The sequence below is a fragment of the Hymenobacter sp. genome, from assembly GCF_035709525.1.
Taxonomy (GTDB): domain Bacteria; phylum Bacteroidota; class Bacteroidia; order Cytophagales; family Hymenobacteraceae; genus Hymenobacter.
This window is the reverse complement of record NZ_DASTEP010000187.1, coordinates 1-23945: the sequence shown is the minus strand read 5'-3', so window position 1 is coordinate 23945 and position 23945 is coordinate 1. Positions and strand designations below refer to the sequence as shown.

Below are 23945 nucleotides of genomic sequence, written 5' to 3'. Positions count from 1 at the left end.
CCTCTCCAAAAAAGAGGGGGAGCCTGACGCCTTTCGCGTTTGCTTACGTCCGCTCACGGTCGGCTCCCCTCTTTTTTGAAGAGGGGCCGGGGGTGAGGTTCCCCGCGCCGGGCAGCGCTAGCATCAACCAACAAAAAAGCGCCAGCCGAATCCGGCTGGCGCTTTTCATGCAATAAAACTCCTACCCTACCGCACGCCGTTGGTGCTGGCGGGACGGGCCTGCGGCCCATCCGGGTTAGGCTTGTTTTCGCGGCGCTCGAGCGGAGTGGGCGGCGCGGGCGTGGTGGTCGTAGCCCCGGCGGCTTGCATGGGGTTCTGAGGCTGGCGGGCGTTGTTGCCTACCTGCCCGGCCTGGAACAGCTCGAAGCGCGAGGGCGCAGCCTGGCGCGGGAAGGCATTGTTACTCAGGTCGGTGTCGGCCGTTTGCTGGTAGGGGTCGACTACGAACGAAGTCACGTTTTTGGGCGTGATGATGATTTTGCTCACCTGCTCGTTGTTTTTGCGCCAGATTTCGGCCGGGATGGTCGTCAGCTCCTGCGAGCCGTCTTCGTAGGTCATCTGGATGACTACCGGCATCACCAGGCCGCCCACGTTGCGGAGGCTCAGCTCGTAGAAGTTGAGGTTGCCGTTGAGGCGCTGCTGCTGCTGGGGCGTGAGGGTGCTCAGGTACTGGAAGTAGCGCTGCTTATCGGCCTCGGTCACGGCCAGCGGGTCGTAGTTGTTGTAGAAGTCCTTGAGGTCGGGCTTCTCATCTACCAGCGTGGTTTTAATGTCGGTAGCGTTGCGCTGCGCCGAGATGCTGGGCACCTGGGCCTGGCGCTCGTTTTGCAGGCGAGCGCTTTCCAGGCCGGGGTTGCGGGTGTTCGGCTTGTACGACTTCACCGCATCGAGCGAAATATCCACGCGGTCGGTGGTGTAAAACCAGCCGCGCCAGAACCAGTCGAGGTCCACGGCCGAGGCGTCTTCCATCGTGCGGAAAAAGTCGGCCGGCTCGGGGTGCTTGTAGGCCCAGCGGGTGGCGTAGGTTTTGAAGGCGTGGTCGAACAGCTCGCGGCCCATCACCGTCTCGCGCAAGATGTTGAGGGCGGTAGCGGGCTTGCCGTAGGCGTTGTTGCCGAACTGCAACACGCTTTCCGAGTTGGTCATAATCGGGGTTTGCAGGCTCTTGTCGGTGCGCATATAATCCACCATGTTGCGCGGCTCGCCGCGGCGGCTGGGGTAGTTGCGCTCCCACTCCTGCTCGGTCAGGTACTGGCAGAAGGTGTTGAGGCCCTCGTCCATCCAGGTCCACTGCCGCTCATCCGAGTTCACAATCATCGGGAAGAAGTTGTGGCCCACTTCGTGGATAATCACCGAAATCATGCCGTATTTCCGGTCAGCGGTGTAGGTGCCGTCCTTCTCGGGCCGGCCGCCGTTGAAGCACAGCATCGGGTACTCCATGCCGCCCACCGGCCCGTGCACCGAGATGGCCACCGGATACTCGTAGGGAATCGTGAACTTGGAATACGTCTTGATGGTGTGCGCCACTACCTCCGTCGAGTACTTGCCCCACAGCGGGTTACCTTCCTTGGGGTAGTAGCTCATGCAGAGCACGGGCTTACCACTCTGCGTGATTTCCATCGCATCCCAAATGAACTTGCGCGAGCTGGCCCAGGCAAAGTCGCGCACGTTTTTGGCCACGTAGGTCCAGGTTTTAGTGCCGGTGGCGCGGCTGCTTTCGTTCTTAGTGGCTTCCTCCTGGCTCACGATGAGCACCGGTTTTTTCGCGCCTTTGGCCTGGGCCAAACGGCGAATTTGCGTGGCCGTCAGCACCTGCGCGCCGTTTTGCAGCGTGCCGGTAGCGCCGACCACGTGGTCGGCGGGCGCGGTGATGCTCACGCGGTAGTCGCCGAAGGGCAGCGTAAACTCGCCGTTGCCCAGAAATTGCTTGTTCTGCCAGCCCTTGGCATCCGAGTACACGGCCATGCGGGGGTAGAACTGCGCGATTTCGTAGAGGTAGTTCTTGTCCTCCGGGAAGTACTCGTAGCCGCTGCGCTCGCTGATTTTCAGCTGGTCGTTGATGTTATAGCTCCACTTCACGCCAAACGAAATCACCTGCTTCGGCCCCAGGGGCTTCGGCAAGTCAATCCGCATCATGGTGTGGTTGATGGTGTATTTCAGGGGTTTGCCGGCCGCGTCGGTCACGGCCGCGATTTTGTACCCACCGTCAAACTCGGCCGTGGTCAGCTGCGCGTCCACGTCCTGAAAACCCAGCCGGCCGCTCGTAATCTGGCCCACTTGCGTGGCGTAGGTTATCGAGTTTTTGGCCAGAATATTCTGGTCGAGCTGCACCCAGAGGTAGGTGAGCACATCGGGCGAGAGGTTGGTATACGTGATTGTCTCCGAGCCGGTTATCGCCTGCTTCTGGTCGTCGAGCGTGACTTTAATATTATAGTCGGCACGCTGCTGCCAGTACTGCGGGCCGGGCGCGCCGCTGGCCGTGCGGTACGAGTTGGGTGTGGGCAGCATCGTTTCGAGCTGCGCAAATTTGTCGGTGCCCGAGTTGGTATTCTGGGCCCGCAACGCGGTGGGCACCAGCCCCAACGCCAGGCCACCGGCCAGGAGTAGAGAACGCATGTAAAAGTGGGGATTATTAAAAAGGAGGTAGCTAAGGTCGGCGAATTTACGGCGAAGGTTGCGCGCGGGCGGTTGTCATTGCGAGCGCAGCGAAGCAATCGCACCTGTTCAGCGCGCTCGTCGGGTTCCGTTCGGGTGCGATTGCTTCGCTGCGCTCGCAATGACAGCCTTACATCAGCCCTACCTATCCATTCGCCATCTGCACCAGCAGCAACACGGCCACACCCAGCGCTACGCCGCTCGTCACCAGCACCCAGTCGCGCCGGGCGGCCCGGAAGCCGCGCAGCGCCACGAAGCCCAGCAGCAGGATAATGCTTACGGCCAGTAGCTGCCCCAGTTCTACGCCCAAGTTAAAGGCGAGCAGCGTCAGGGGCAGCTCGCGGCTCGAAGTCAACAGCGAGCTTAGCATATTGGCAAACCCCAGTCCGTGAATCAGCCCAAACCCTAGCGCCAGGGCATTGGGTGCGGCCCACACCACGGGCGCGGGCCGGCGCGAGGGCCGGGCGTCGGCGCGGCCGGCCTGTACCATATTGACCAGGGACGTGAAAATAATCGTGACCGGAATCAAGGCCTCGATAACGGCCTTATTTACAGTCACCACCCCCAGCGTAGCCAGCGCCAGCGTGAGCGAATGCCCGATGGTGAAGCTTGTGACTAGCGCTACCACGCGCCGCCAATCGGCCAGCACAAAGGGCGCGCACAGCGCCAGCAAAAACGTGAGGTGGTCGGTGGCCTGCGCACTCCAAATGTGCCGAAAGCCAACCTCCAGGTAGTTCGTGAATGCGGACATCGGGGCAAAGGTCGCAGGCAGCGGCTAATCTGGCCTTCGACCAAGCTTAGCGCTTAGCAGCGGCGGCGGGTTTTCGCTACGAGGCCTCCCGCTCAGTTGGCTACGCCGTGTGCATTCGATGAGCTCCGGGCCAAGCAAAAGGGGCTCCAAATGCTATATTAGGGCGCTTTTTCACTTACTAATAGCTTTTTATGCTAAAGCATTTACTCCTTTTCCTACTAGTAGCGGGCACCGCCGTGGGCACGGCGCGGGCCCAAGCGCAGGGCGAAAGCCTTGAATCTCAACAATTCAAGCAGCGCCTGCGCAGCCAGTATCTGCAGAATGACACGGCCCAGGCCATCATCAACCTCTACGGCCGGCGGCAGGCGGGCGGTGTGAGTTGGATGGTAGCTTCCGTGCTGTCGGCAGTGCGCATCGGCACAGCTGGCAACACTACTACCAACTACGGCGGCTACGGCTCGTCGGCGTCGGACGGTGGCAACAATGTGGGCGTGGCTTTTCTGGCGGCTACTCCCTTTATGGCCTACGGAGCCGCCAAGCTGGCGCACTACAGCAATGGCCACCTCAACCAGGTGCTGACGGCCTACGCGGCGGGCCAGCCCCTGCCCCGCTCGCTACGGCGCAAGCTCAAGCCGCGCTTTTTTGCGCAGCCCATCGTGAAATACAAGGAAATCAAGGTGAAGCCTGCCAACTAACCCTTTGGAAGATTAATTTATATGCGCCTACTGCTCTGTCTTTTGGCCGCTTTGGGCCTGAGCTTGCCGCTCGCGGCTCAATCTACAACCCCGCCCCCACCGCTGGGGGCCGCCCCCACCGATGCCGGGGCCGTGCTGGTACTCAATAACTGGTATTTGCCGCGCTACCAGGCCAGTGCTACCAGCGGGGCCGATACCACCGGGGCGCTGCTGTCGCTGTTTCGGAAGCGCCGCTACGCGGGCATTCTCTACGCGGTGCCGCTCATCGCGGGCATATCGCTCACGTTTCGTCTTTCCAGCACCGACCAAAACGGCCGGCAGCAAGTGGCCGATAAGGCTATTTCGCCGCCGCTGGGCATTGCGGTGCTGGCGGGCACCGTGGTGGGCTTCATCGTCCACGCCAGCAAGTTCAACAAAAGCCACCTCGTAGCCGTGGACCGGGCGTATGCGGCGGGCACGCCCATTCCGGCCCGCTACCGCCGCCTGCTGCGCGAGCGCCACTTTGCCGAGGCAGCTTTGTTGCGCGAGGCCATTGCGCAGCAGCAGGCGCGCGAGCAGCGCTAGGGCCCGCCAGTGAGGCAGCGCAGGCAGCCCAGTCTAATTTTTATCATGTGAATTTTAGTAAAAAGCCCCGCTAGCAATATGCCAGCGGGGCTTTTCTACTTAAAAAAACAATCACTTAAACCAGCGGCAGCTCCACGTTCTCAAACCGCACGGCACCATCTTCCAGCACCGCCTCTACCACGGCGTCCTTCGACACTTTGCCGGAGAGAATCTCTTTGGAAAGCTCGTTGAGGATGACGCGCTGGAGCACACGCTTGAGCGGGCGGGCGCCGAACTGCGGGTCAAAGCCCTGCTCGCCTAGGTAGTCGAGCACCTCGTCGGTGGCTTCGAGGCTGATGCCGGCCTCGTGCAGGCGCTGCTGGATTTGCTTGAACTGGATATCGACAATCTTGCGAATTTCCTTGCGTTTGAGGGGCTGGAACATCACAATTTCGTCGATGCGGTTCAGGAACTCGGGGCGCATGTGCTGCTTGAGGCGCTCTACTACTTCCTCGCGGGTGCGGTCCACCACCTCTTCATGGTTGTACTCGTTCAGCTCTTTGAAATTGCGCTGAATAATGTCGGCCCCCGTGTTTGAGGTCATGATGATGATGGTGTTCTTGAAGTTCGCCACCCGGCCTTTGTTGTCGGTGAGGCGACCATCGTCGAGCACTTGCAGCAGGATGTTGAATACGTCGGGGTGCGCTTTCTCAATCTCGTCGAGTAGCACCACCGAGTAGGGCTTGCGGCGCACGGCCTCCGTGAGCTGGCCGCCCTCGTCGTAGCCCACGTAGCCGGGAGGCGCGCCGATGAGGCGCGATACGGCGTGGCGCTCCTGAAACTCGCTCATGTCGATGCGCACCATGGCGTTCTCGTCATTGAACAAGTACTCGGCCAGGGCCTTGGCCAGCTCGGTTTTACCTACCCCGGTGGTACCTAGGAAGATAAACGAGCCGATGGGCCGCTTGGGGTCTTGCAAACCGGCGCGCGAGCGGCGCACGGCATCCGAGATGGCGGCGATGGCCTCGGCCTGGCCGGCCACGCGGCGACCTAGTTCGTTTTCGAGGTTGAGCAGCTTGTCGCGGTCCGATTGCAGCATTTTGCTCACCGGGATGCCGGTCCACTTGGCCACTACCTCGGCAATGTCCTCGCTGGTCACCACTTCTTGCAGCATGCCGCCGCCGTCTTTGGTGGCGTTGGCTTCGTCCTGCAACTGCTTGAGCTTCTGCTCGGCCTCCTGGATTTTGCCGTAGCGCAGCTCGGCCACGCGGCCGTAGTCGCCCTGGCGCTCGGCCTGCTCGGCTTCGGTCTTGAAGCGCTCGATGTTCTCCTTTTCGGTCTGAATGTTGGTCAGGACGGATTTCTCGCCTTCCCACTTGGCTTTCAGCTCGTCGCGCTGGGTGCCTAGCTCGGCTAGCTCCTTGCTGAGCACGGCCTCGCGGTCTTTGTTGTCTTCGCGCCGAATGGCCTCGCGCTCAATCTCTAGCTGCATGATGCGGCGCTGGATTTCGTCCAGCTCCACGGGCATAGAGTTCAGCTCGATGCGCAGCTTGGCGGCGGCCTCGTCCATGAGGTCGATGGCCTTGTCGGGCAGGAAGCGGTCGGTGATGTAGCGGCTGCTCAGCTCCACGGCCGCAATCACGGCGTCGTCGGTGATGCGCACGCCGTGGTGCAGCTCGTACTTCTCCTTGATGCCGCGCAGGATGCTGATGGCGTCGGGCACGCTCGGCTCGTCCACCATAACCGCTTGAAAGCGACGCTCTAGGGCCTTGTCTTTCTCGATGTATTTCTGGTATTCCTTGAGCGTGGTGGCCCCGATGGCGTGCAGTTCGCCGCGCGCCAGGGCGGGCTTAAGCAGGTTGGCGGCGTCCATGGCGCCCTCGCCCCCGCCCCCGGCCCCAATCAGGGTATGAATCTCGTCGATGAACAGAATAATCTGGCCTTCGGCGTCGGTCACTTCCTTGATAACGGCCTTGAGGCGCTCCTCAAACTCGCCCTTGTACTTAGCGCCGGCTACAAGCAGGCCTAGGTCGAGACTCATCAAGGTTTTGTCTTGCAGGTTCTCGGGCACATCGCCGGCCACGATGCGCTGGGCCAGGCCTTCGGCGATGGCGGTTTTACCTACGCCGGGCTCGCCGAGCAGCACGGGGTTGTTTTTGGTGCGGCGCGACAAAATCTGGAGTACGCGGCGGATTTCCTCGTCGCGCCCGATTACGGGGTCCATCTTGCCGCTGCGCACGCGCTCGTTCAGGTTGATGGCGTAGCGGTTGAGGCTCTGATACTGCTCCTCGGCGGTTTGGCTGGTGACTTTGCGGCCCCCGCGCAGCTCCTGGATGGCGGCTTTCAGGTCGCGCTCATTGAAGCCGTTGTCTTTGAGCAGGCTAGCCACGCTGTCTTTACCGCCCAAGATGCCCAGCAGCAGGTGCTCGACGGACACGAACTCGTCGCCCATGTCCTTCATCTGGGTGTTGGCGCGCTGCACGGCGTTGGCCGCGTCGTTGGCCAGGTAGGGCGAGCCGCCGCTCACCTTGGGGTAGGCGTTTACGATAGCATCGAGCCGCTGGCCGAGGTTGGCCATGTTGGCACCCAGTTTCTTACCTAGGAAGGCAAGGGTGTTCTCGTCGTTCTGTAATAAAGCCTTCAGCAGGTGGCCGGTTTCGATGGCCTGCTGCTGGTTGGCTCCGGCAATCTCGGTGGCCTTCTGCACGGCCTCCTGTGCCTTGATAGTGAAGTTTTTAAAGTCCATTGGTTTGCTGAGTTCTCGGTAGGTGCTTCGGGTTAGGAAGATTGTACGAGGGTACTAGCAAACGAGGTGCAGAAGTGGGGAATCGGACTTTTTGGCGGAAAATTAGCTAACTAACCTCTTTATTTTACGCCAAAATGACAACATTAGATTCCTGTCTCTAAACGCTGGCTTATACACTATTGCTTTAATATTATCTGTTTTAAACGTAGTAGATTGCCTTATAATTGGATTATAAAAGAATATGAATGACTTAACCTGACCAATATAGTAAGCGCCACTTGGAGCAGAAAACCCGTCAAATTCAACCTTTGTGTTCGAAAAATATTTTCTATTTTTTACTTTAAAAATTTCATTATAAGTCGCAAGCATAATCATAAGAAAGAAATTCACAACAAGCATTATAACGACGATAATATTTGCATTTACAGTACCACCGATTAGAACAGGCATATACAGAGCAAGCAATGGCAGAACAAGAACTACAAAAAATCCCAGCAAGGCATAAGTAACACGCTCAAAATTAGTAATCTTAGAACGAGTAAAGGAGAATATAATAGCACTTATGAATAACACAATTTGGTATTTAGCATGAAATCCAAATAAGACCCAGTATGTATGAAGTAAATCGCTAAATGAATAGCTTATGATATTACCTTTTTGCAGATAAGGCATCAAGCTATACACATAAGGTGGAGTTAAAAACAAAATAGCAAGTCCTGCCACAGAAATATTATCCGCAAATAGCAATAAGATTTCTGATGATTCTATATATTTTAGAATCTCAACGTTAAATGCCTTATAATATAGGATGAATTTTAATATTCCAACAACTAAGAGCCCTGCTGATAGTAAACCTAAACTCTCTGTTGTGAAAAACTTATCCATAATAAACACTACTTGGTAGAACTACCGAATGAAAAATCTACATTGCAAAGCGAATCAAGGAGATGATAAGCATTGATTTTTTTATTTCTAATCAGTGCTCCAATTGCGGAATCTACTCCACCTCGCGTAACCTTAATACCGGGAATTAACGCCAATAATTTCACAGCCCCTTTCTTCGTAATGCAATAGGCGTAGGCACCATTCCTTATTTGGTATGGAACAAAGGCAATACTATTGACCAAATATCGCATATTTCTAACATAATTATTTCCTGAGCTTATATATATTACATCCGCATCTAGTGGAATTAAACTTAATATATTATTAAAATGATGCATAAAATTATCATTTAATTTCACATCATCTTCCAATATAATAGAACAAAGCCCTGATTTTGCAATTAGGCCCCATACTTTATAATGACTAGTCCAGCACCCTACGCTTCCTGGCGTCAAATATGATACAGACCTATTACTAATTATATCCACGGCAGCTTCTTTATAGCCTTCATCCGCACTTATAAAGGAAAAATTTATTTTTTGCCTATTTAACTGGCTTCCTATAAATTCCCTTCTATCAAGCTTATAAGACAGTGATATAACATAGATAAAATCTGCTCTCAATGATGACTTTATTTCTACTACTCTATTGACAGGATGATTTAATCTAAGAACAAGCCATAGATATTCAACCCTGTTGCTCAAATTATAATGAGCTAGCCCGTTCAGCAGGAATGATTTTATCGTTTTTATCATTTACATCTGCCATCAAACTGACGTACAGCCGCAAGCTACGGCTGGTCTATCCAATTCTCCAGCGTCAAAGTAGCGATAGGCGCAAAGTGGCGGGTGTTGCGCGTGACAAGGGTAAGACCATGAGCTGATGCCGTGCAGCTTATCAGCAGCAACCTAGGGCACACAAGCTATTTCGCATTCGCCATCTGCTTGTTGACTTCTGTTGTGTCCGTCCAGTCTTCCAGCAAGATGCCTGGCAGCGCCACAAAGTCGCGGGTATTGCGGGTAACTAAGGTCAGGCCATGCACCAAGGCCGTGCAGCCGATGAGCACGTCAAACTCACCGGGATACTTGGGCAGCTGGCCTTGTTTCACCTGCTGCATCAGCTTCGCTTTTTCCGGGCCGTAGCGCTCGAAGGCGGTGGAAATAGGCAGCACCCGCATAGCAAACAACCGTTGCAATTGCGTAATGTGCTGGCGCTGTTGCGCGGCGTAGGTAGGCTCGCACTTAGCTAAGCCATACAGCATTTCCGCAATGGTCAACTCCGAGATGAAGCAGTTGCGCAGGCCAACGGCGTTGATTTTCGCTTCCAGGTCGTACTCCGCTTTTAGGAAGTGAACGCAGATGTTGGTATCGAGCAGGTAACGGCTCATAGCTCAACTTCTCGGTGGCCGCTGTCGCGCGCTTCGTATATCTCGCGCACTATTTCTTCGCCACTCACGCCGTTTTTCCACGCACCAAAGAGTTCATGAAGCAAGCGCTGCTGCTCGGCTTCCGGGAGTTCTTCGGTTGCGGGCTTTGCCGCCACCCGCTGGTACCGGCCAGCGAAATGAGCCACCATATCATTGGGCAAGCTTTGCAGCCATTGGAAGGCGGCCGCAGCCCGGTCATCGGGAAACTCTAGTTCAACAGATACTCTCATAATGCCAAGATACTATGAGATACTTTAAGCCGCCATTTGGAAACACTACGCCTTACTACCTTCTTCGGCCAATGGGTCTTTACCATAGCTGTGGTACAGCCGCTGGCGAAACTCGGCAATACGCTGCCGCTCGGCGGCTTCAGCGGCGGTAGCGGGTGGCCGGATGCGGACGCCGGGCATTCGTTCCAGCAGTTCCAATATAAACACGGCATCTTCGTCAGGGAATTCTACTTCAATCAGCGTGATTGGCGGGTATACTTGTATGCCACAGCAAAACAGCAGATTATTAGCCACGGTATAGACTGCATTAAAGCTAACAAAAACGCCTAATCGCCCGCCCACTCCGTACACTTGCCTCTATGAAACCGAACACCCTAGCCACCTTTTACGAGGCGCTTGCCCCAGGCCCTGAGTCCACCGCGGGCGTGGTGCCGCCGCCGGATATGGGGCAAGGCGTGGGGCATTTCAACGTGTTCGCGCTGGCGGAGCTGCGCGGGGCGCCCCCGATGACATTTAACCGGCGCGACTACTACAAAATCACGCTCTGCCGGGGGCGCAATCAGGTGGAGTGCGCCGACCAGGCCCCGCACGTGGGCACCAATACCTTGTTTCTGGTGACGCCGCGCGTGCCCTACCGCTGGCTGCCGCTCACCGAGGATTTTGGGGGCTACAGCTGCCTCTTCGACGATGCCTTTCTGCTGCCTGCCCGCCCCGGCGTGGTGCTGGCTGAGCTGCCGATTTTCCGGCCCGGCGCCTACCCGGTGTGGGAGGTGGCCGAGGCCGACTGCGCGGCCATCGAGGCTATTTTTGATAAGATGCTGCGCGAGTTGCCGTCGGGCTACGCCTACCGGCCCGACTTGCTGCGCACCTACCTCTGGGAGCTGCTGCACCTGGTGCAAAAGCTCCAGCCGGCCCCCGCCCCGCTGGCCACGCACAGCGCCGCCGAGCGGGTGGCCACCCAGTTTGCGGAGCTGCTGGAGCGGCAGTTTCCGCGCCTCAGCCCGCAGCCGCCGCTGCGCCTGCGCACGGCGGCCGACTACGCCGACCAGCTGGCCGTGCACGTCAACCACCTCAACCGGGTGCTGAAGGAGACGACGGGCCAGACCACTACCGTCCTCATCGGCCGCCGCCTGGCGCAGGAAGCCAAGCTTTTGCTGAAGCAAACCGCCTGGAGCGTTTCGGAAATTGCCGACAGCCTGGGCTTTGCCGATGTGGCGCATTTCTGCACGTTTTTCAAGCGCCACGCCGGGCAGACGCCGGGAGAGTTTCGGCGGGTGTAGCGGCGCGGCCGTGGCGCCTCACCCCCCGGCCCCCTCTCCGAAAAGGAGAGGGGGAGCCTAACGACTACCCAGCGATTTTTTACTTCTGCTTACGGTCGGCTCCCCACTCCTTTTCGGAGAGGGGCCGGGGGTGAGGCGCCCACGATAGGGCACCTTGTTTGAAATGTAAAACAGATGGGTTGACTGGCGAAGTTTGCCCCTCGCCTACTCCCTGGACCTTTGTGGGGTACTTACTCGCCTCCCCGACCAAGGAGGCCAAACCCACAGGCAACATGGCAATTAGCAAAGTAGCGCTGGTCACCGGCGGCAACAAAGGCATCGGCTTTGAAATAGTGCGGGGGCTGCTGCAAGCGGGCTGCCGGGTGTACCTGGGCGCCCGCGAAGCCGCCAAAGGCCAGCAAGCCGTAGCGGAGCTGGCCGCCGAAGGTGATGTGCACCTCCTCGAAGTGGACCTGGCCAACCAAGCAACGCTCGACGCGGCGGTGGCACACCTGCAACGCGAGGAAGGCCACCTCGACATCCTGGTCAACAATGCGGGCATCAACGTGCCCGGCGACGGCTCGCCCGTCAATGCCGACGTCCGCAGCGTAGAGCAAGCCCTGCAAACCAATTTCCTGGGTACGCTGGCTGTCACTCAGGCGTTTTTGCCGCTGGTGAAGCAGGCCGCGGCGGGGCGCATCGTCAACGTGTCGAGTCCGCTGGGTTCGCTTACCATCGTGGGGCAAAATGACTGGGCGCTGCTGGGCTACTCGGCCTCGAAAGCCGCGCTGAACATGCTTACCGTGCAGCTAGCCTACGAGCTGCGCGACACGGCCATCAAGGTAAATTCGGCCGCGCCTGGCTACACGGCCACCGACCTCAATGGCTTCGCAGGCACCGACACGCCCGCGCAGGGCGCGGCCGAGGCCATCCGGCTGGCGCTGCTGCCGGCCGATGGGCCGAGCGGCACGATGTCTTCGGCTACCGGCATTTTGCCTTGGTAAAAACCGAGGCCCATAATCAAACAAGCCCCCGCAAACGGCTCCGACTATTGGCGGGGCTCGTTTGCGGGGGCTTGTTTGATTATGGGCTAGCGACTGCCCTGAGAATTACTTACAGCTTGACGCCCTGCGCCTGTAGCTGCTTTTCCGAGGCGGCTTGGTTCGCCGCGAACTCGGCCTGCTGCGCGGGCGTGCGCTGGGTGCCCAGCTCGGCGAGGTGCCGGCGCACCTTGTCGGCCGGCAGGTCGGTGCAGTAGAGCGGGGTGCCGGGCTGCTGGCGCCACGACTCATGCAGGCTGCCGCCATCGATGGCGTCGTAGCCTAGTTCCTCAACCAGGGCCATTACTTTTTGCTTGGCGGCGGCCTCGTCGCCGGCCACGGTCAGGGCGATGCGGCCGGGTGCGCCGGCGGGCTTGCCGGGGCTGGCGAGCTGCGCGGCAAATATGTTATTGAACACTTTCACTACCGGGCGGCCCAGGTGCTGCTGCACCCACTCACTCTCGGTAAGGTCGCCGGTTTCCAGCTCCGGTATCTGGCCATCGCGCAGCAAGGGGTAATAGTTGCTGGTGTCGATAACCGGCACGCTGGCGGGCACATCCGCAAACAGGTTTTTGGGCAGGTCGGGAATGCTTTTCAGTGGGATGGTGACTACAATGATTTCGGCATCGCGCACCGTTTCTGGGGTCGTTACGGGCGTAGCGCCCGTCTCTTGGGCCAGGTCCGTCAGGGTTTCGGGGCCGCGCGAGTTGGCGATGGCTACCGAGTGGCCGAGGCTGGTGAGCCGCCCGGCCAGGGCGCTGCCGATATGGCCAGCCCCAATGATTCCAATCTTCATAAAACAGGTAAGTGAGCGAGTAGTACAAAAGCCGCAGCTTGCGCAAGCGGCCCGTGCTAAGACCACGCGCCCGGCCCGATTGTTTGGCACCCGGCCCGCCGTTGGCTGGCAACCTCGGCCGCCAGTTGCCGCACAGCGGCAGGCTTCCCCACGGCTTTGCGCGAAGCGGGCGGCATGGCCTTTACCAGGCTACCAACCGGCTAACTACTTTAATTACTTAACGCCACTCTCCTTTTCCGCGTCGGCGCTGTATTTCACCTTGCCCATTTTACGCAGTTGCTTGCGGTCTTCGCGGCTCATCCCGGGCACTTTTTTGTCGCGGCGGGCGGGGCGGGGGCTGCCCGCGTCGCGGGTGGCGGGCGTGCTGAGGGGCTGGGCCCCTGGCACGGTGGCGGGCGTTACGGGCACGGCCGAGGGCGTAATCACGGCCCCGGCCGGGGCTACCGCGCCCGAGGGCAGCACGGTTTGGGCGTGGGCGGAGGCAGTGCCGAGCAGGCCGGCCACGGCGAAGGCAAGTAGCAGCTTCATATAAGCTAAAAAAGCGAGGTGAAAGCTGCTGCTACGCAGCGCGCCGGGTTTCGGATGCCAGGCCCCGGCCCCTACGCCCGGCAAAAGCCCTGGCGGCAGCCATGTAGCGGGTGGCTACTCGCTCAGGCATCTACGCGCCCGGCGCGGCGAAACAGCCACCCCGCCACCGCCCAGATGCCGGCAAAAATGGTGTTCAGGGCCACTACGTACAGCATCCCCAGGTTAAGCTCGGGCCGCCAGATAGCCGCCGCCACCAAGGGTACCGCCACCTGCGTGAGGGCGGCCCCAAACATGGCCCGCGCCATGCCCGGTGCCCGAAAGCGCGCTACTAGCGCCCCCACGGCGGCCACCAGCAGCACCGCCCCATAAAGCAGGTTGGCGGGGTTGTCCTCGTTCCCGATAAAGCCCACGGCCAGGTTGCCCCAAACGAGCAGCAGCCCCGCCGCCACCGCCACGCCCGCCCCCAGCCGGTACGAGCCATTGCTGCCCAGGCGCGCTACCAGCACATACGTAAGGCCCGCGCCAAACAGCAGCACGCCCATCACGATAAAATCTGACAAAGTCCAGTTCACTTCTTTCGTGAACTGCATCGCTACCAGCGGGATAAGCAGCAGGCCGGCCGTAGCCAGCGCCAGGCGAGTAAGGCTTTTGGTGAGGGTCATGGTAGTAAGGTTTTAGGTGAGAACATGAGAAAAACGGCGGCGTTTGCTGAAGTCGATGGTGGCAGGCTGAGGCGCTATGGCCCCTACCCCAGGCACAGAAGCGACAACACTACAAAGCAAGCAAAAGAACTTTGAATTTCAAAGCTTACCTAACAAAAGCAGCTCGCTTTTTCCATCTACCACTGATTTTTGAAGTGCGGAACTGGTTTCTAATAAGTAAGAGTAGCCCACTACAAAGGGCTGTCATGCTGAGCTATTCAAACGTGACAAGGTGCTTCGCAAGCTCAGCATGACAGCTTTTATAAACCATTATGACAACTCTTTAGGCAAACCGAACGCGTTAGCTCGCGGCTTCACAGCGCCCACTCGCCGGCCAGCAGGCGCGGCAGCAGCGCCTGCACAATGCGGTAGGTGGCACCCCACAAATGGTGCGGCCCTACCCGCCAGAAGTCTATCGGCGTGGGCGCGGGCCAGCCGGGCAGCTGCCAGTTTTCGCGGCCCGCGTTGGCGGGGTCGGCGAGGTAGCGCAGGGGCACGGGCAGCACCTCGGCCACTTCGGTGGGCTGCACGCGCCAGGTAGGCGGCGGGGCGATGCGGGCCAGAAACGGGGCAATGTAGAAGTTGCTGGTGAGGGTGCTCACCGGCGGCAGCGCGGCCAGCACCTCGATGGCCTTGCCGGGCAGGCCGATTTCTTCTTCGGTTTCGCGCAGGGCGGTGGCCAGCAGCGAGGCATCGGCGGGCTCGCGCTTGCCGCCCGGAAACGCCAGCTGCCCGCCGTGCACGCCGTAGTGGGTGCGGCGTATCAATACCAGGTTTAGCTCGCCGGCCGCGTCGCGAAATACGGGCGCCAGCACTGCCGACTCGCGCAGGGGAGCAGGATTGTTCATGAGGGTTTGGCGGGTGAATGCAGCGCCGCCTGGAAGGGCGCGGCAGGCGGCAGTGGCGCGGGCGCTGTAGTCTGCGGCTGCACTGGCTGCCGACTGCAAAGCTCGCGCAGCGTCCTACGGCTTGGGTTTAAAACATAAACAGGAACACCCAAAGCGGGCGTTCCTGTTTACTGAGTGGCGTTTTTAATCAACCTCCTACGAATTAGTCTTGGGCATGCCGCCGGTTACTTCCAGCAGGCTGCCGGTCGAGTAGCTGCCGTCTTGCGAGGCAAAGTAAACGTAGGCGGGGGCCAGCTCTTCGGGCTGGCCGGGGCGGCCAAGCATAGTTTCGTCGCCAAACTTATTCAGGTCTTCCTTTAGCATCGTGCCGGGGATGAGCGGCGTCCAGATGGGGCCGGGTAGCACGGCATTGACGCGGATTTTCTTTTCGCCCAGGTAAGCGGCCAAGCTCTTGGTAAAGATGTGAATAGCGCCTTTCGTAGACGCATAATCGACTTGGTGCGGATTGCCGACGATGCCCGCGATACTACCCGTGTTGATGATGGCATCGCCCTCCTTCAAAAACGGAATGGCGGCCTGCGCCATGAAGATGTAGCCTTTAATGTTGGTATCGAAGGTGCGGTGAATGTTCTCCTCCGGAATGGTTTCGAAGTGCTCGTAGCCCATTTGGTAGGCCGCGTTGTTGACCAGGATATTAAGGCCGCCCAGCTCGGCGTGGGTGCGGCGCACGGCCTCGCGGCACTCGCTGGCCGAGCGCACATCGGCCTGAATGGCCAGAAACTGGCGGCCCTGCGCCTGCACGGCCCGGCCTACTACGGCCGCGTCGTCGGCGTTCGACTGGTAAATGACGGCCACGTCGGCCCCTTCCATCGCGTAGGCCAGCGCCACCGCCCGGCCAATGCCCGAGTCGCCGCCCGTGATGAGGGCGACCTTGCCGGTGAGCTTGCCCGCGGGCTTGTAGCTCGACATATCCCAGTCGGGTTTTTCGTCCATCTTTTCCTCGCTGGTGGGGTAAGCCATGGGCGCGGGGCTGATTTCGCTGTTGGTGGGCCGGGGTTCGTTTTGCTCGGTAGTCATGCTTTCAGAAACAGGTTGGTTGCAGACCGAATACGGCAAAAAGAGTCCAAAAGCCGACCAAAGCTTGAATACTACAACTCATTTGCAACTTGTCAGCCGCGCTCACTTTTCAGAAAGGCTACACTATTAACTACCGCATACGCCTGGCAAACAGCATAAGTCCTGGTAGCGCTATTTGCGCCCGGCCAGCACCTCACGCACCGTAGTCCACCGGATGCCGGGGTAGCGGTCGTTGTCGAGCGGCGCGAGCTTGGGTTGGCCGCTGAGCATATTGTGCAAGTACTGCATCCCCTGCCAGGGCGGAAACACCTCGTTTTTGGCGGGCACCAGGCGGCGGGTGATTTTAATCATCAGCTTCAAGACCCACAGCCCGCCGGCGCGCAGCAGCCGAAAAGGCTGCCCGGTGGCGGCCGTGGCGGCGGCCTGCAAGTCGCGCACGGTAGCTACCTCGCCGGCCACGCGCAGGTAGCGGGGCGTGGTAGGGTCGAGGGCGGCGGCGGCGGTGTACTCGGCCGTGTCGGCGATGGTAGTGAAGTCGAGCAACTGGTCGGCCGAGCCCCAGTACAGGATGCGCTTTAGCTTGAAAAGTACCAGCGGGGCCTGCCCGGTCAGCAAGTCCGCAAACATGCCGTTGAGGATGGACGTGGCCTGAATGGGCACCCGGTCGAGGTGGCGGCCAAACTCGCGGCGCAGGTCGAGGTTGCGGTTCGAGCCCACGGGCAGCTTGGTGAAGTCGATGCTGAAATCGGACGGGATGAAGCGCGGCACGCCGGCCGCCACGGCCGCATCGAGCAGGTGCGTCTGGACATCCACAATCACGCTGCGCAGCCCCGACAGCGCCGACACCACGCAGGCCGCGCCCGCGCAGGCGCGGGTGAGGGCGGCCGCGTCGTTGAAATCGACTTCCACAATAGCCGCGCCGCGCTGGCGCAGGGTCGCCACTGCGGGCTTGGTATTGCCGGGGCGCACGAGGGCGCGCACCTGCGCGCCGCGCGCCAGCAGCGCCAGCGCAATGCGGTGGCCGAGGTCGCCGGTGGCACCGGCCAGCACGATGAGCGGCGCGGGCCCGGCGGCCGGGCGCGGGGTAGGCGAAGTAGATTCTGGAGCCAGCATAAGGAAGAGTAGAGCCGCCACGCGGCAGCCGGCTTTAGTACGGGCCGCTGGCCGAGCAGTTTGTCGGCGGCGCTCGTAAGAAAAGCCGCTGCCCAGGCAGGCAGCAGCTTTTTGTAGAACTATTTGTGACGTTTTGAAATACAGAACTAACTGTCATGCTGAGCGGAGCGGAGCGAAGTCGAAGCATCTCTACCGCTTCGTTGCAAACGCCAAGAGTTAGTTATTCGGTAGAGATGCTTCGACTCCGCTGCGCTTCGCTCAGCATGACGAATACATAATGCTACTACATCTTGGTTTTCATTTTCTTGCCGTCGTAGCTGGTTTTCGTTTTGCCGCCTTTGCGCATCATGCGCTTGTCGCCGTTCATGGCGTCCTGGCGCTTGCTGTCCACGCGCTGCTGGTTGGTGGCGGGGTCGCCGGCGCTGGGCATGTTGGAGGGGTTGCCGGTTTGGGCACCGGGCGCGGTGCCGGGGGCTACGGTTTGGGCCAGGGCGGCGCTGGTGGTGAGGGCCAGCGCGAGGGCGAGCAGGGAAGCTTTCATGGGGAGGGTGGGAAATGAAGGTGAGCGCGGCAGCCCGGCCACCGCCCTAACACATACGCAAAACAGCCTCAGCCGTTTGCGCCTACTCGGCCGCCAGCCACTGCGTAGTCCAGTAGGGGCCGGGGCCGAAGAAAATCCGCAGCATCTCGTCGGTGAGTTTGGCCCCGTTGGCGCTGTTGGTCAAGAAAACCAGGCTTTCTTTCTTGCCCGGCAGCACCATAAAAAAGCCTTTGAAATCGCCATTGTCGCCCCAGTGCCACAGGGCGGGGCCCTGGCTGGTGGCGGCCACCCCCACCCCGCAGGCCCAGGCAATGGCCGGGTCGGCGGGGCTGGCGGGCGTGCCGCAGCGGTCGGCCGCGTTGGCGGGGGTAGCGAGCTGGCGGGCAGTGGCGGGCTTCAGGCCCCGGCCCGCCGCCAGGGCTTGCAAAAACAGGCCGTAGTCGGTGGCCGTGGTCAGCAGCGAATACGCGCCGTAGGGCGCGGCAAACTGTCGGATTTCGGTGGGCTGGCCCTGTGCGTCGTGGCCGGTAGCGGCGCGGCCAGCAAAGCGCGCCTGCCACTCGAAGCTGGTGTTTTTCATGCCCAGCGGCTGAAAAACTTCTTCCCGCGCCAGCTTTTCCCACGACTTGCAGGTGAGGTGCTCCAGCGTTTTTTGCAGCCACACGTAGCCCTCGCCCGAGTAGTTCCAGCAGCTATCGGGCGCGTACTTGAGGCGCAGCGGCGAGGTATCCCAACTGGGCCCCAGCGGGTTATCGGCCCAGTTGGGCAGGCCGGTGGTGTGCGTGAGCACCCGCCGCGCCGTGATGCGGGCGGCGCGCGGGTCGGGCTGCAAGCGGGGGTAGGGCGCGTAGGTCAGCAGCGGCTTGTCGAGGTCGAGCACGCCGCGGTCGTGCAGGCGCAGGGCCACGTAGGCCAGCACTACCTTGCCCAGCGAGGCCGCCTGAAAAATGCTGGTAGCCGCCACGGCCTGCGGGGTGCCGGCTTTGCTAAGCCCCACGGCGTAGGTTTTGGTGGCCTTGCCTTTGGTGTAAGCCAGCTGCATGCCCGGCACGTTTTCTTTCTGGAGCAAGGCAGCCAGCTCGGCTTGCTGGGCCTGGGCGGGGGTGGGGGCGGCCAGCAGTAGCAGCAGCGCAAAAATTAGTTTCATATCGGGCGGCAGGCGTAGATGTCGATGGCTTCGAGCGACGCGCCCTCGCCGTGGGTGGCTAGGTAGGCCTGGGCGCGGCGCAGGTAGCGCAGCTGGTTTTCGTAGGGCACGAAGGGGCTGAACGGGGCCACCGGCTTTTCGCCGGCCAGCGCTACCATGCTGAAGACCAGCTGCCCCACCGGCTGCTCTACCGGCACCACCGGCGCATCGGGCGCGGGCCAGCGCGGGCCGAAGTTGCGCACGGCCAGGTACATGAGCTTGGCCCGGCCGCGCTTGGTGCCGCCCACCAGGCAGGCCAGGTAAAACATGTAGTGCGTGTCGCGCCAGGGCCGGGCGCGGGTGTCGCAGGCCACGTCGTGCACGATGGAGGCGTACACGTAGTCGCCGGTGAAGGGCGAGCCCACCAGCGTCCACAGCACCCGCGGGATGCTGGCCCCGTCGACCAGGCTGCCGCGTGGGGCGGCCCACACGGTGCCGTTGGCGGCCTCGGTGAAGGTGAAGTCGTCGATAACCCGCACCAGGCGGTTGGGCGCGCCGGGCGTATCAATAAAATCGAGCTTGGGCGTGCCCGAAAAAACGCCGACGGCCGGGTCTTCGGTGAAAGGCATGGCGGGAAAGCAGTTGGGTGAAACGAATGGCCCAGGCAAGCCAATTCGCGCTGCCAAAGTAGGCGCAAAAAGCCGGCCGCTGGCCGCGCAGGGCCGTAGTTAGTTGCGCGGACTTTGTAGTCCGCGTGGTAGGCGGCGTGGCTGCGCGGCCTGTATTTGCTGCGTGAGCTTTGCAGTCAGCGTTTGGGTGCACGCTCACGCCCGCGGACTACAAAGTCCGCGCAACTGCGGGCCGCCGTTTTAATGACTGTCTCTATGCAAAAGCTTTTCCTGACGCTACTGGCCTACTTGTGGCTCGCGCCGGCCACCTGGGCCTGCCCCTGGTGCCGGCCGCGGGTGCGGGCGGGCATCTACACGCCCGCTTACACGGCCAACGTGCTGCTGGTGCTGCTGCCCGTGGCGGTGCTGCTGGCGCTGGGGCTGGCGCTGTTTTACTGGGATAAACTTCGGCCCTACTTCGCCCCTACTTATGCCAACCGCTAACCTTTCGGCCACCCGCCGCACGCCGCTGGTGGCGGCCGGCATTTTGCTCGGGGCCGGCCTGGGCGGCTTTGTCGATGGCATCGTGCTGCACCAGATTTTGCAGTGGCACAATATGCTTTCGGGCCAGCTACCGCCCGATACGCTGGTGCGCGCCAAGGTCAATATGTACTGGGACGGCCTGTTTCATGCCGCCGTGTGGGTGCTCACGGCCGTGGGGCTGGCCATGCTGTGGAGCGCCACCGGCCGCCCCGACGTGCCGCACTCGGGCCGCACGCTGGCGGGCGGCCTGGCATTGGGCTGGGGCTTGTTTAATGTAATAGAAGGCGTTATCGACCACGAAATCCTGAACTTGCACCACGTGTACGAGTACACGCCCAACCACCTGCCGGCCGACCTGGGGTTTCTGGCCTTCGGGCTGGCGCTGCTGCTGGGCGGCGGCCTGCTGGTGCGCGCCGGGCGGCAGTAGCGCGAACTTTGTAGTTCGCGTTCGTCTGGGCGCGCTTGGTAGCCAAGCCTATTTCGGTCATCGGCCCAGCTTATGCGTAAAACGGGGCCGGGCGACCAATCCGCCCGCTTTCTCCATGTCCACTTTCACCGTCGAACGCCTTTCCTTCCAGCACCTCGCCGCCCTGCCCGATGCCTGGCAAAATGTCGATTACCTGGCTTTGCTCAACGCCCTCAGCTACGACAACCCCGAGGCCATCGCCCCGGCAGAGCTCAAGGAAATGACCCAGCTCGCTCTCACCGACCTGGAGCCCGCCGCAGCCGCCGAAGTAGTGCTCGGCCACGTAGCCGGCGAGGCGCTTACCAAGGGCCAGACCGAGCAGCTGGCCCACCAGATGCCCACCGAAAAGCTGTGGGAGGAAAACCCCAACTTCGCGCTGCACCAGAAGTTTTTCAACGCCACCCAGCTGCTCTATGACGCCTACAACGGCAAATTTCCGCACCCGCAGGCCGTCGAGTTCAAAATCAAAATAACCGCCGCCGACCCCGCCGGCCTGGCCCTGCTCGACCACGAGCCGGCCGCTGCGCTGCTGCGCCTACTCGCCCCTGGCCTCAGCGACCGCGCCCTGCTGCACCGCCTCTTCGGCGACCAGCTGGCGGGCGGCGAGTTTCCCGAGGCCGCGTCGATTCTGTGGCAGCTCACGCCCAGCGAGAAGACCGAAACCAGCGTGGTGTACGACATCATCAGCTCCGACTACTGGCTGGAGGAGTTTAAGTACGCCGACACGTATGAGGCGACGCTGCCGGGGGCGTAGGTAGCCACTGTTAACACCCATCATACTGAACGCAGTGAAGCATCTCTACCGCACCGTTGGACAAACCCGGATGGTGCGATAGAGATGCTTCACTGCGTTCAGCATGACAAACGTTTTTGTCTGGACACAAACCGTTGCTACCGCCCCAGTGGCTGCGCCGCTACGCCTTCCGTCGTCAGCTTCACGGGCTGAATTAACCCTTTATCGTCGAAGTGCATTTCCTCGATGCACACCTGGCGGTGGTTGCCGTCCTTGTCGCCCAGCGGGTGGCGGTGGTACACGATGTACCAGCGGTCGGTGCCGGGCACGTTGATAACCGAGTGGTGGCCCGCGCCGGTGCCCACTGTCGGGTCTTGGGCCATGATTTTGCCTACCCGCTGAAACGGGCCGAAGGGCGACGTGCCCACGGCGTAGGCCACCGAGTAGTCGGGGCCGGTCCAGCCGCCCTCGCTCCACATAAAGTAGTACTTGCCCTGGCGGCGAAACATCAGCGGGCCTTCCACATACTTGTCGGGCGTGATTTCCTTGAACACCGTGCCATCGGGCAGCGGCAGGAAGCCGGTAAAATCGTCCTTGAGCCGGGCGATGTTGCAGTGCTGCCAGCCGCCGTAAACCAGGTAGTACTTGCCGTCTTTATCCTGAAACACAAACTGGTCGATGGGCTGCGCGCCGTTTTCGATGGTGCCCACCAGCGGGTGGCCCAGGTAGTCTTTGAAGGGCCCGGCCGGGTTGTCGGCCACCGCCACGCCGATGCCGCCCGGCGGCTCGTTGGGCTTTTCGGGGTGGTAGTCGTTGGCCCCGAAAAAGAGGTAGTACTTGCCGCCTTTGGCCACGATGGCGGGGGCCCACATGGCCCGGTGCGCCCACTTTACGCTAGCCGTATCCAGGATGCGCGGGTGCTTGGCCCAGTGCACAAGGTCGGGCGAGGAAAACGCGTCGAGGTGCACCTGCTCGGCGTAGGGGGCCGAGTAGGTGGGGTAAATCCAGTACTGCCGGTTGAAAATAGCCGCCTCGGGGTCGGCGTACCAGCCCGGAAAAATGGGGTTGCCGCCGGGGCGCGGCGTGGGCATTTTTTGAGCGTGGGCGGTGAGACTGCCAGCCAGCAGCGCGGCGATTAGCAAAGACGCTTTCATGGCGGCAAGGTAGGGGCGCGGCGCAGCTTTTGGCGGGCGCGGGCGGGTGGTACTACGCCCCGGCTACCGCTGCTACCTCCATATCCTTGGTTTCGGGCACCAGCAGCCAGTAGAAAACCGTGGCCAGCGCCCCGATGCCCGCCAGCCCCATAAAACCCGCCGCGTAGCCGAAGTGCTCGACCACGTAGCCCGCCCCGATGCTGCTGAGCGAGCCCGCCAGCCCAATGGCCGAGTACACCGTGCCTTGCAGCAAGTTGAAGCGGCCGGTGCCCTTGCTGAGGTCGGCCATCATGATGATGCTGACCACCCCAAACAGCCCGGCCCCGATGCCATCGAGCAGCTGAATGGCCGTGAGCGCATACGGATTATCGATAAAGGCAAACAGCAGCGCCCGCACCGGCAGCAGCACGAAGGCGAGCAGCAGCACTTTTTTGCGGCCGTTTTCGGAGGCCCCGCCCGCGTATCTGGCAATGAATATCATGACGCCCTGGGCGATGATGATGGCCGCCGAGAGGTACAAAGACGAGTTCTTGGCATCGGCCAAACCCATTTTCTGACCCAGCAGCGGCAGCATGGCGGCGTTGGCAAGGTGAAAAAGCGCCATCGCCAGTATAAACACCACGATGCTGCGGTTGGCCAGCAGCTCCCTGATGCCCGCCGTGCCGCCGGCCTGCTCGGCGGTGGCCGCGCCGCGGGCCAGGTCGTGGTCGATGTCGCGCTCCCGAATGGCGAGCACCGCCCCCACCAGCAGCCCGCACTGCGCTATCGAGAAGTAGAAAATACCCTCGTAGGAGATGTAGCGCCCGATTATGCCCGCCATAATGGCGGCCAGCATATTGCCCAGGTGGTTGCAGCTTTCGTTGCGCCCGATGCGCTGCGACAGCGCCGCATGCCCTACCATGCCCAGCGTAATGGCCGCTACGCACGGCGCGTACACCGACTGCGTGACCCCTACCAGCAGCTGCGAAAACAGCACTGGGTAAAACCCGCTGAAGAAAATAACCGCCAGGCAGCACGCCGCAATGATAACCGAGGCCCACACCAGCAGCATTCGCTTGTGGCGGGTGCGGTCGATGAGCGCGCCCGCCGGGGGCTGCACCAAAATGCCGATGAGGCCGGGCGCGGCTATCACCAGCCCGATTTTATCGGCCGGCCAGTGCCGCACCGTCAGCAAATACACCGAGAGGTACACGCCCACGCCGTCCTTCACGTCGGCCATGAGCAAGCTCACCCAATCGAGGCCCTTCAAGCTTCGCTCCTTCCCTTCCATCTCAGCCCGCGTTGGTTTACCCAGGGTTCAACGCAGGCCGGGCCGCTTGGATATAGTCGGGGTTTGGGCAGCTCGCGCCTAGCGTGGGGCTTGCTTGGGTGCCATTATCTCTGGCCGCAAGCCTGCTTCGTGCGCTGCATTGCGCTATTCGAGGCTAAGCTCGGCCAAACTTGCGCCCGCCCGCCGCGTTTGGAGTGCTGGCGCGGGGCAC

Annotated in this window: 26 protein-coding genes; 8 read left to right on the top strand and 18 right to left on the bottom strand. The window is 60.9% G+C overall.

Going from position 1 to position 23945, the window contains the following annotated elements; genetic code table 11:
- Positions 1-186: 186 nt before the first annotated feature.
- The gene (locus tag VFO93_RS16835; RefSeq protein ID WP_325135538.1) at positions 187-2616 is read right to left on the bottom strand and encodes a M1 family metallopeptidase; all 2430 of its coding nucleotides are present in this window, start codon (positions 2614-2616) and stop codon (positions 187-189) included.
- Positions 2617-2800: 184 nt separating this feature from the next.
- On the bottom strand, positions 2801-3406 hold the full coding sequence (locus VFO93_RS16830) for a HupE/UreJ family protein (RefSeq protein ID WP_325135537.1): 606 nt from the start codon (positions 3404-3406) through the stop codon (positions 2801-2803).
- 191 nt (positions 3407-3597) lie between these two features.
- Between VFO93_RS16830 and VFO93_RS16825 the strand changes: the two genes are divergently transcribed.
- Complete coding sequence (locus VFO93_RS16825; protein ID WP_325135536.1) at positions 3598-4101, top strand: hypothetical protein; 504 nt, start codon at positions 3598-3600, stop codon at positions 4099-4101.
- A 21-nt stretch (positions 4102-4122) separates the two neighbouring features.
- Positions 4123-4665, top strand: a complete 543-nt coding sequence (locus tag VFO93_RS16820; RefSeq protein ID WP_325135535.1) for a hypothetical protein — start codon at positions 4123-4125, stop codon at positions 4663-4665.
- A gap of 115 nt (positions 4666-4780) precedes the next feature.
- Here the strand turns inward: VFO93_RS16820 and clpB are convergent, their stop codons facing one another.
- The 5 genes from clpB to VFO93_RS16795 all read right to left on the bottom strand — a co-directional run bounded on the left by clpB (position 4781) and on the right by VFO93_RS16795 (position 9931).
- Entirely contained in the window at positions 4781-7390 is a 2610-nt protein-coding gene (clpB, locus tag VFO93_RS16815; RefSeq protein WP_325135534.1) for an ATP-dependent chaperone ClpB, read from the bottom strand.
- Between the two features lie 102 nt (positions 7391-7492).
- Complete coding sequence (locus VFO93_RS16810) at positions 7493-8275, bottom strand: hypothetical protein (RefSeq protein WP_325135533.1); 783 nt, start codon at positions 8273-8275, stop codon at positions 7493-7495.
- Between the two features lie 8 nt (positions 8276-8283).
- The gene (locus VFO93_RS16805) at positions 8284-9030 is read right to left on the bottom strand and encodes a glycosyltransferase family 25 protein (RefSeq protein ID WP_325135532.1); all 747 of its coding nucleotides are present in this window, start codon (positions 9028-9030) and stop codon (positions 8284-8286) included.
- A gap of 167 nt (positions 9031-9197) precedes the next feature.
- The gene (locus tag VFO93_RS16800; RefSeq protein ID WP_325135531.1) at positions 9198-9662 is read right to left on the bottom strand and encodes a PIN domain-containing protein; all 465 of its coding nucleotides are present in this window, start codon (positions 9660-9662) and stop codon (positions 9198-9200) included.
- Complete coding sequence (locus tag VFO93_RS16795; RefSeq protein WP_325135530.1) at positions 9659-9931, bottom strand: hypothetical protein; 273 nt, start codon at positions 9929-9931, stop codon at positions 9659-9661. Before VFO93_RS16795 ends, VFO93_RS16800 begins: the two co-directional genes overlap by 4 nt.
- A 36-nt stretch (positions 9932-9967) precedes the next feature.
- Here VFO93_RS16795 and VFO93_RS16790 point away from each other — a divergent pair, with 36 nt between their 5' ends.
- The 3 genes from VFO93_RS16790 to VFO93_RS16780 all read left to right on the top strand — a co-directional run bounded on the left by VFO93_RS16790 (position 9968) and on the right by VFO93_RS16780 (position 12194).
- Entirely contained in the window at positions 9968-10261 is a 294-nt protein-coding gene (locus VFO93_RS16790) for a hypothetical protein (RefSeq protein ID WP_325135529.1), read from the top strand.
- Positions 10262-10290: 29 nt separating this feature from the next.
- Entirely contained in the window at positions 10291-11211 is a 921-nt protein-coding gene (locus VFO93_RS16785; RefSeq protein WP_325135528.1) for a helix-turn-helix domain-containing protein, read from the top strand.
- Between the two features lie 272 nt (positions 11212-11483).
- A complete protein-coding gene (locus tag VFO93_RS16780) occupies positions 11484-12194 on the top strand; it encodes an SDR family oxidoreductase (RefSeq protein WP_325135527.1) in 711 nt (236 codons plus the stop codon).
- Positions 12195-12303: 109 nt separating this feature from the next.
- Here VFO93_RS16780 and VFO93_RS16775 read toward each other — a convergent pair whose 3' ends face one another.
- The 9 genes from VFO93_RS16775 to VFO93_RS16735 form a co-directional block, all read right to left on the bottom strand.
- Positions 12304-13026, bottom strand: a complete 723-nt coding sequence (locus tag VFO93_RS16775; RefSeq protein ID WP_325135526.1) for an NADPH-dependent F420 reductase — start codon at positions 13024-13026, stop codon at positions 12304-12306.
- 213 nt (positions 13027-13239) lie between these two features.
- A complete protein-coding gene (locus tag VFO93_RS16770; RefSeq protein ID WP_325135525.1) occupies positions 13240-13554 on the bottom strand; it encodes a hypothetical protein in 315 nt (104 codons plus the stop codon).
- A gap of 122 nt (positions 13555-13676) precedes the next feature.
- A complete protein-coding gene (locus tag VFO93_RS16765) occupies positions 13677-14216 on the bottom strand; it encodes a hypothetical protein (protein ID WP_325135524.1) in 540 nt (179 codons plus the stop codon).
- A gap of 353 nt (positions 14217-14569) precedes the next feature.
- Entirely contained in the window at positions 14570-15103 is a 534-nt protein-coding gene (locus VFO93_RS16760) for a CoA pyrophosphatase (protein ID WP_325135523.1), read from the bottom strand.
- Between the two features lie 195 nt (positions 15104-15298).
- Positions 15299-16180, bottom strand: coding sequence for an SDR family oxidoreductase (locus VFO93_RS16755; RefSeq protein ID WP_325135522.1), 882 nt, complete (start codon positions 16178-16180; stop codon positions 15299-15301).
- A gap of 171 nt (positions 16181-16351) precedes the next feature.
- Positions 16352-17293 (bottom strand): NmrA family NAD(P)-binding protein, encoded by a 942-nt coding sequence (locus tag VFO93_RS16750; RefSeq protein ID WP_325135521.1) that lies wholly within the window; start codon positions 17291-17293, stop codon positions 16352-16354.
- Between the two features lie 283 nt (positions 17294-17576).
- Positions 17577-17834: a hypothetical protein gene (locus VFO93_RS16745; protein ID WP_325135520.1), complete on the bottom strand. Its 258-nt coding sequence runs from the start codon at positions 17832-17834 to the stop codon at positions 17577-17579.
- A gap of 82 nt (positions 17835-17916) precedes the next feature.
- Complete coding sequence (locus VFO93_RS16740) at positions 17917-18981, bottom strand: serine hydrolase domain-containing protein (protein WP_325135519.1); 1065 nt, start codon at positions 18979-18981, stop codon at positions 17917-17919.
- Positions 18978-19589: a DUF1353 domain-containing protein gene (locus VFO93_RS16735; protein WP_325135518.1), complete on the bottom strand. Its 612-nt coding sequence runs from the start codon at positions 19587-19589 to the stop codon at positions 18978-18980. The genes VFO93_RS16740 and VFO93_RS16735 overlap by 4 nt, the downstream gene beginning before the upstream one ends.
- 255 nt (positions 19590-19844) lie before the next feature.
- Between VFO93_RS16735 and VFO93_RS16730 the strand changes: the two genes are divergently transcribed.
- The 3 genes from VFO93_RS16730 (at position 19845) to VFO93_RS16720 (ending at position 21331) form a co-directional block, all read left to right on the top strand.
- Positions 19845-20072, top strand: a complete 228-nt coding sequence (locus tag VFO93_RS16730; protein WP_325135517.1) for a hypothetical protein — start codon at positions 19845-19847, stop codon at positions 20070-20072.
- Complete coding sequence (locus VFO93_RS16725; RefSeq protein ID WP_325135516.1) at positions 20059-20538, top strand: DUF2243 domain-containing protein; 480 nt, start codon at positions 20059-20061, stop codon at positions 20536-20538. The genes VFO93_RS16730 and VFO93_RS16725 overlap by 14 nt, the downstream gene beginning before the upstream one ends.
- A gap of 115 nt (positions 20539-20653) precedes the next feature.
- The gene (locus VFO93_RS16720) at positions 20654-21331 is read left to right on the top strand and encodes a hypothetical protein (RefSeq protein WP_325135515.1); all 678 of its coding nucleotides are present in this window, start codon (positions 20654-20656) and stop codon (positions 21329-21331) included.
- A 137-nt stretch (positions 21332-21468) separates the two neighbouring features.
- Here the strand turns inward: VFO93_RS16720 and VFO93_RS16715 are convergent, their stop codons facing one another.
- Positions 21469-22464 (bottom strand): glycoside hydrolase family 43 protein, encoded by a 996-nt coding sequence (locus VFO93_RS16715; RefSeq protein WP_414653599.1) that lies wholly within the window; start codon positions 22462-22464, stop codon positions 21469-21471.
- A 52-nt stretch (positions 22465-22516) separates the two neighbouring features.
- Entirely contained in the window at positions 22517-23734 is a 1218-nt protein-coding gene (locus VFO93_RS16710) for an MFS transporter (protein ID WP_325135514.1), read from the bottom strand.
- Positions 23735-23945: the final 211 nt, after the last annotated feature.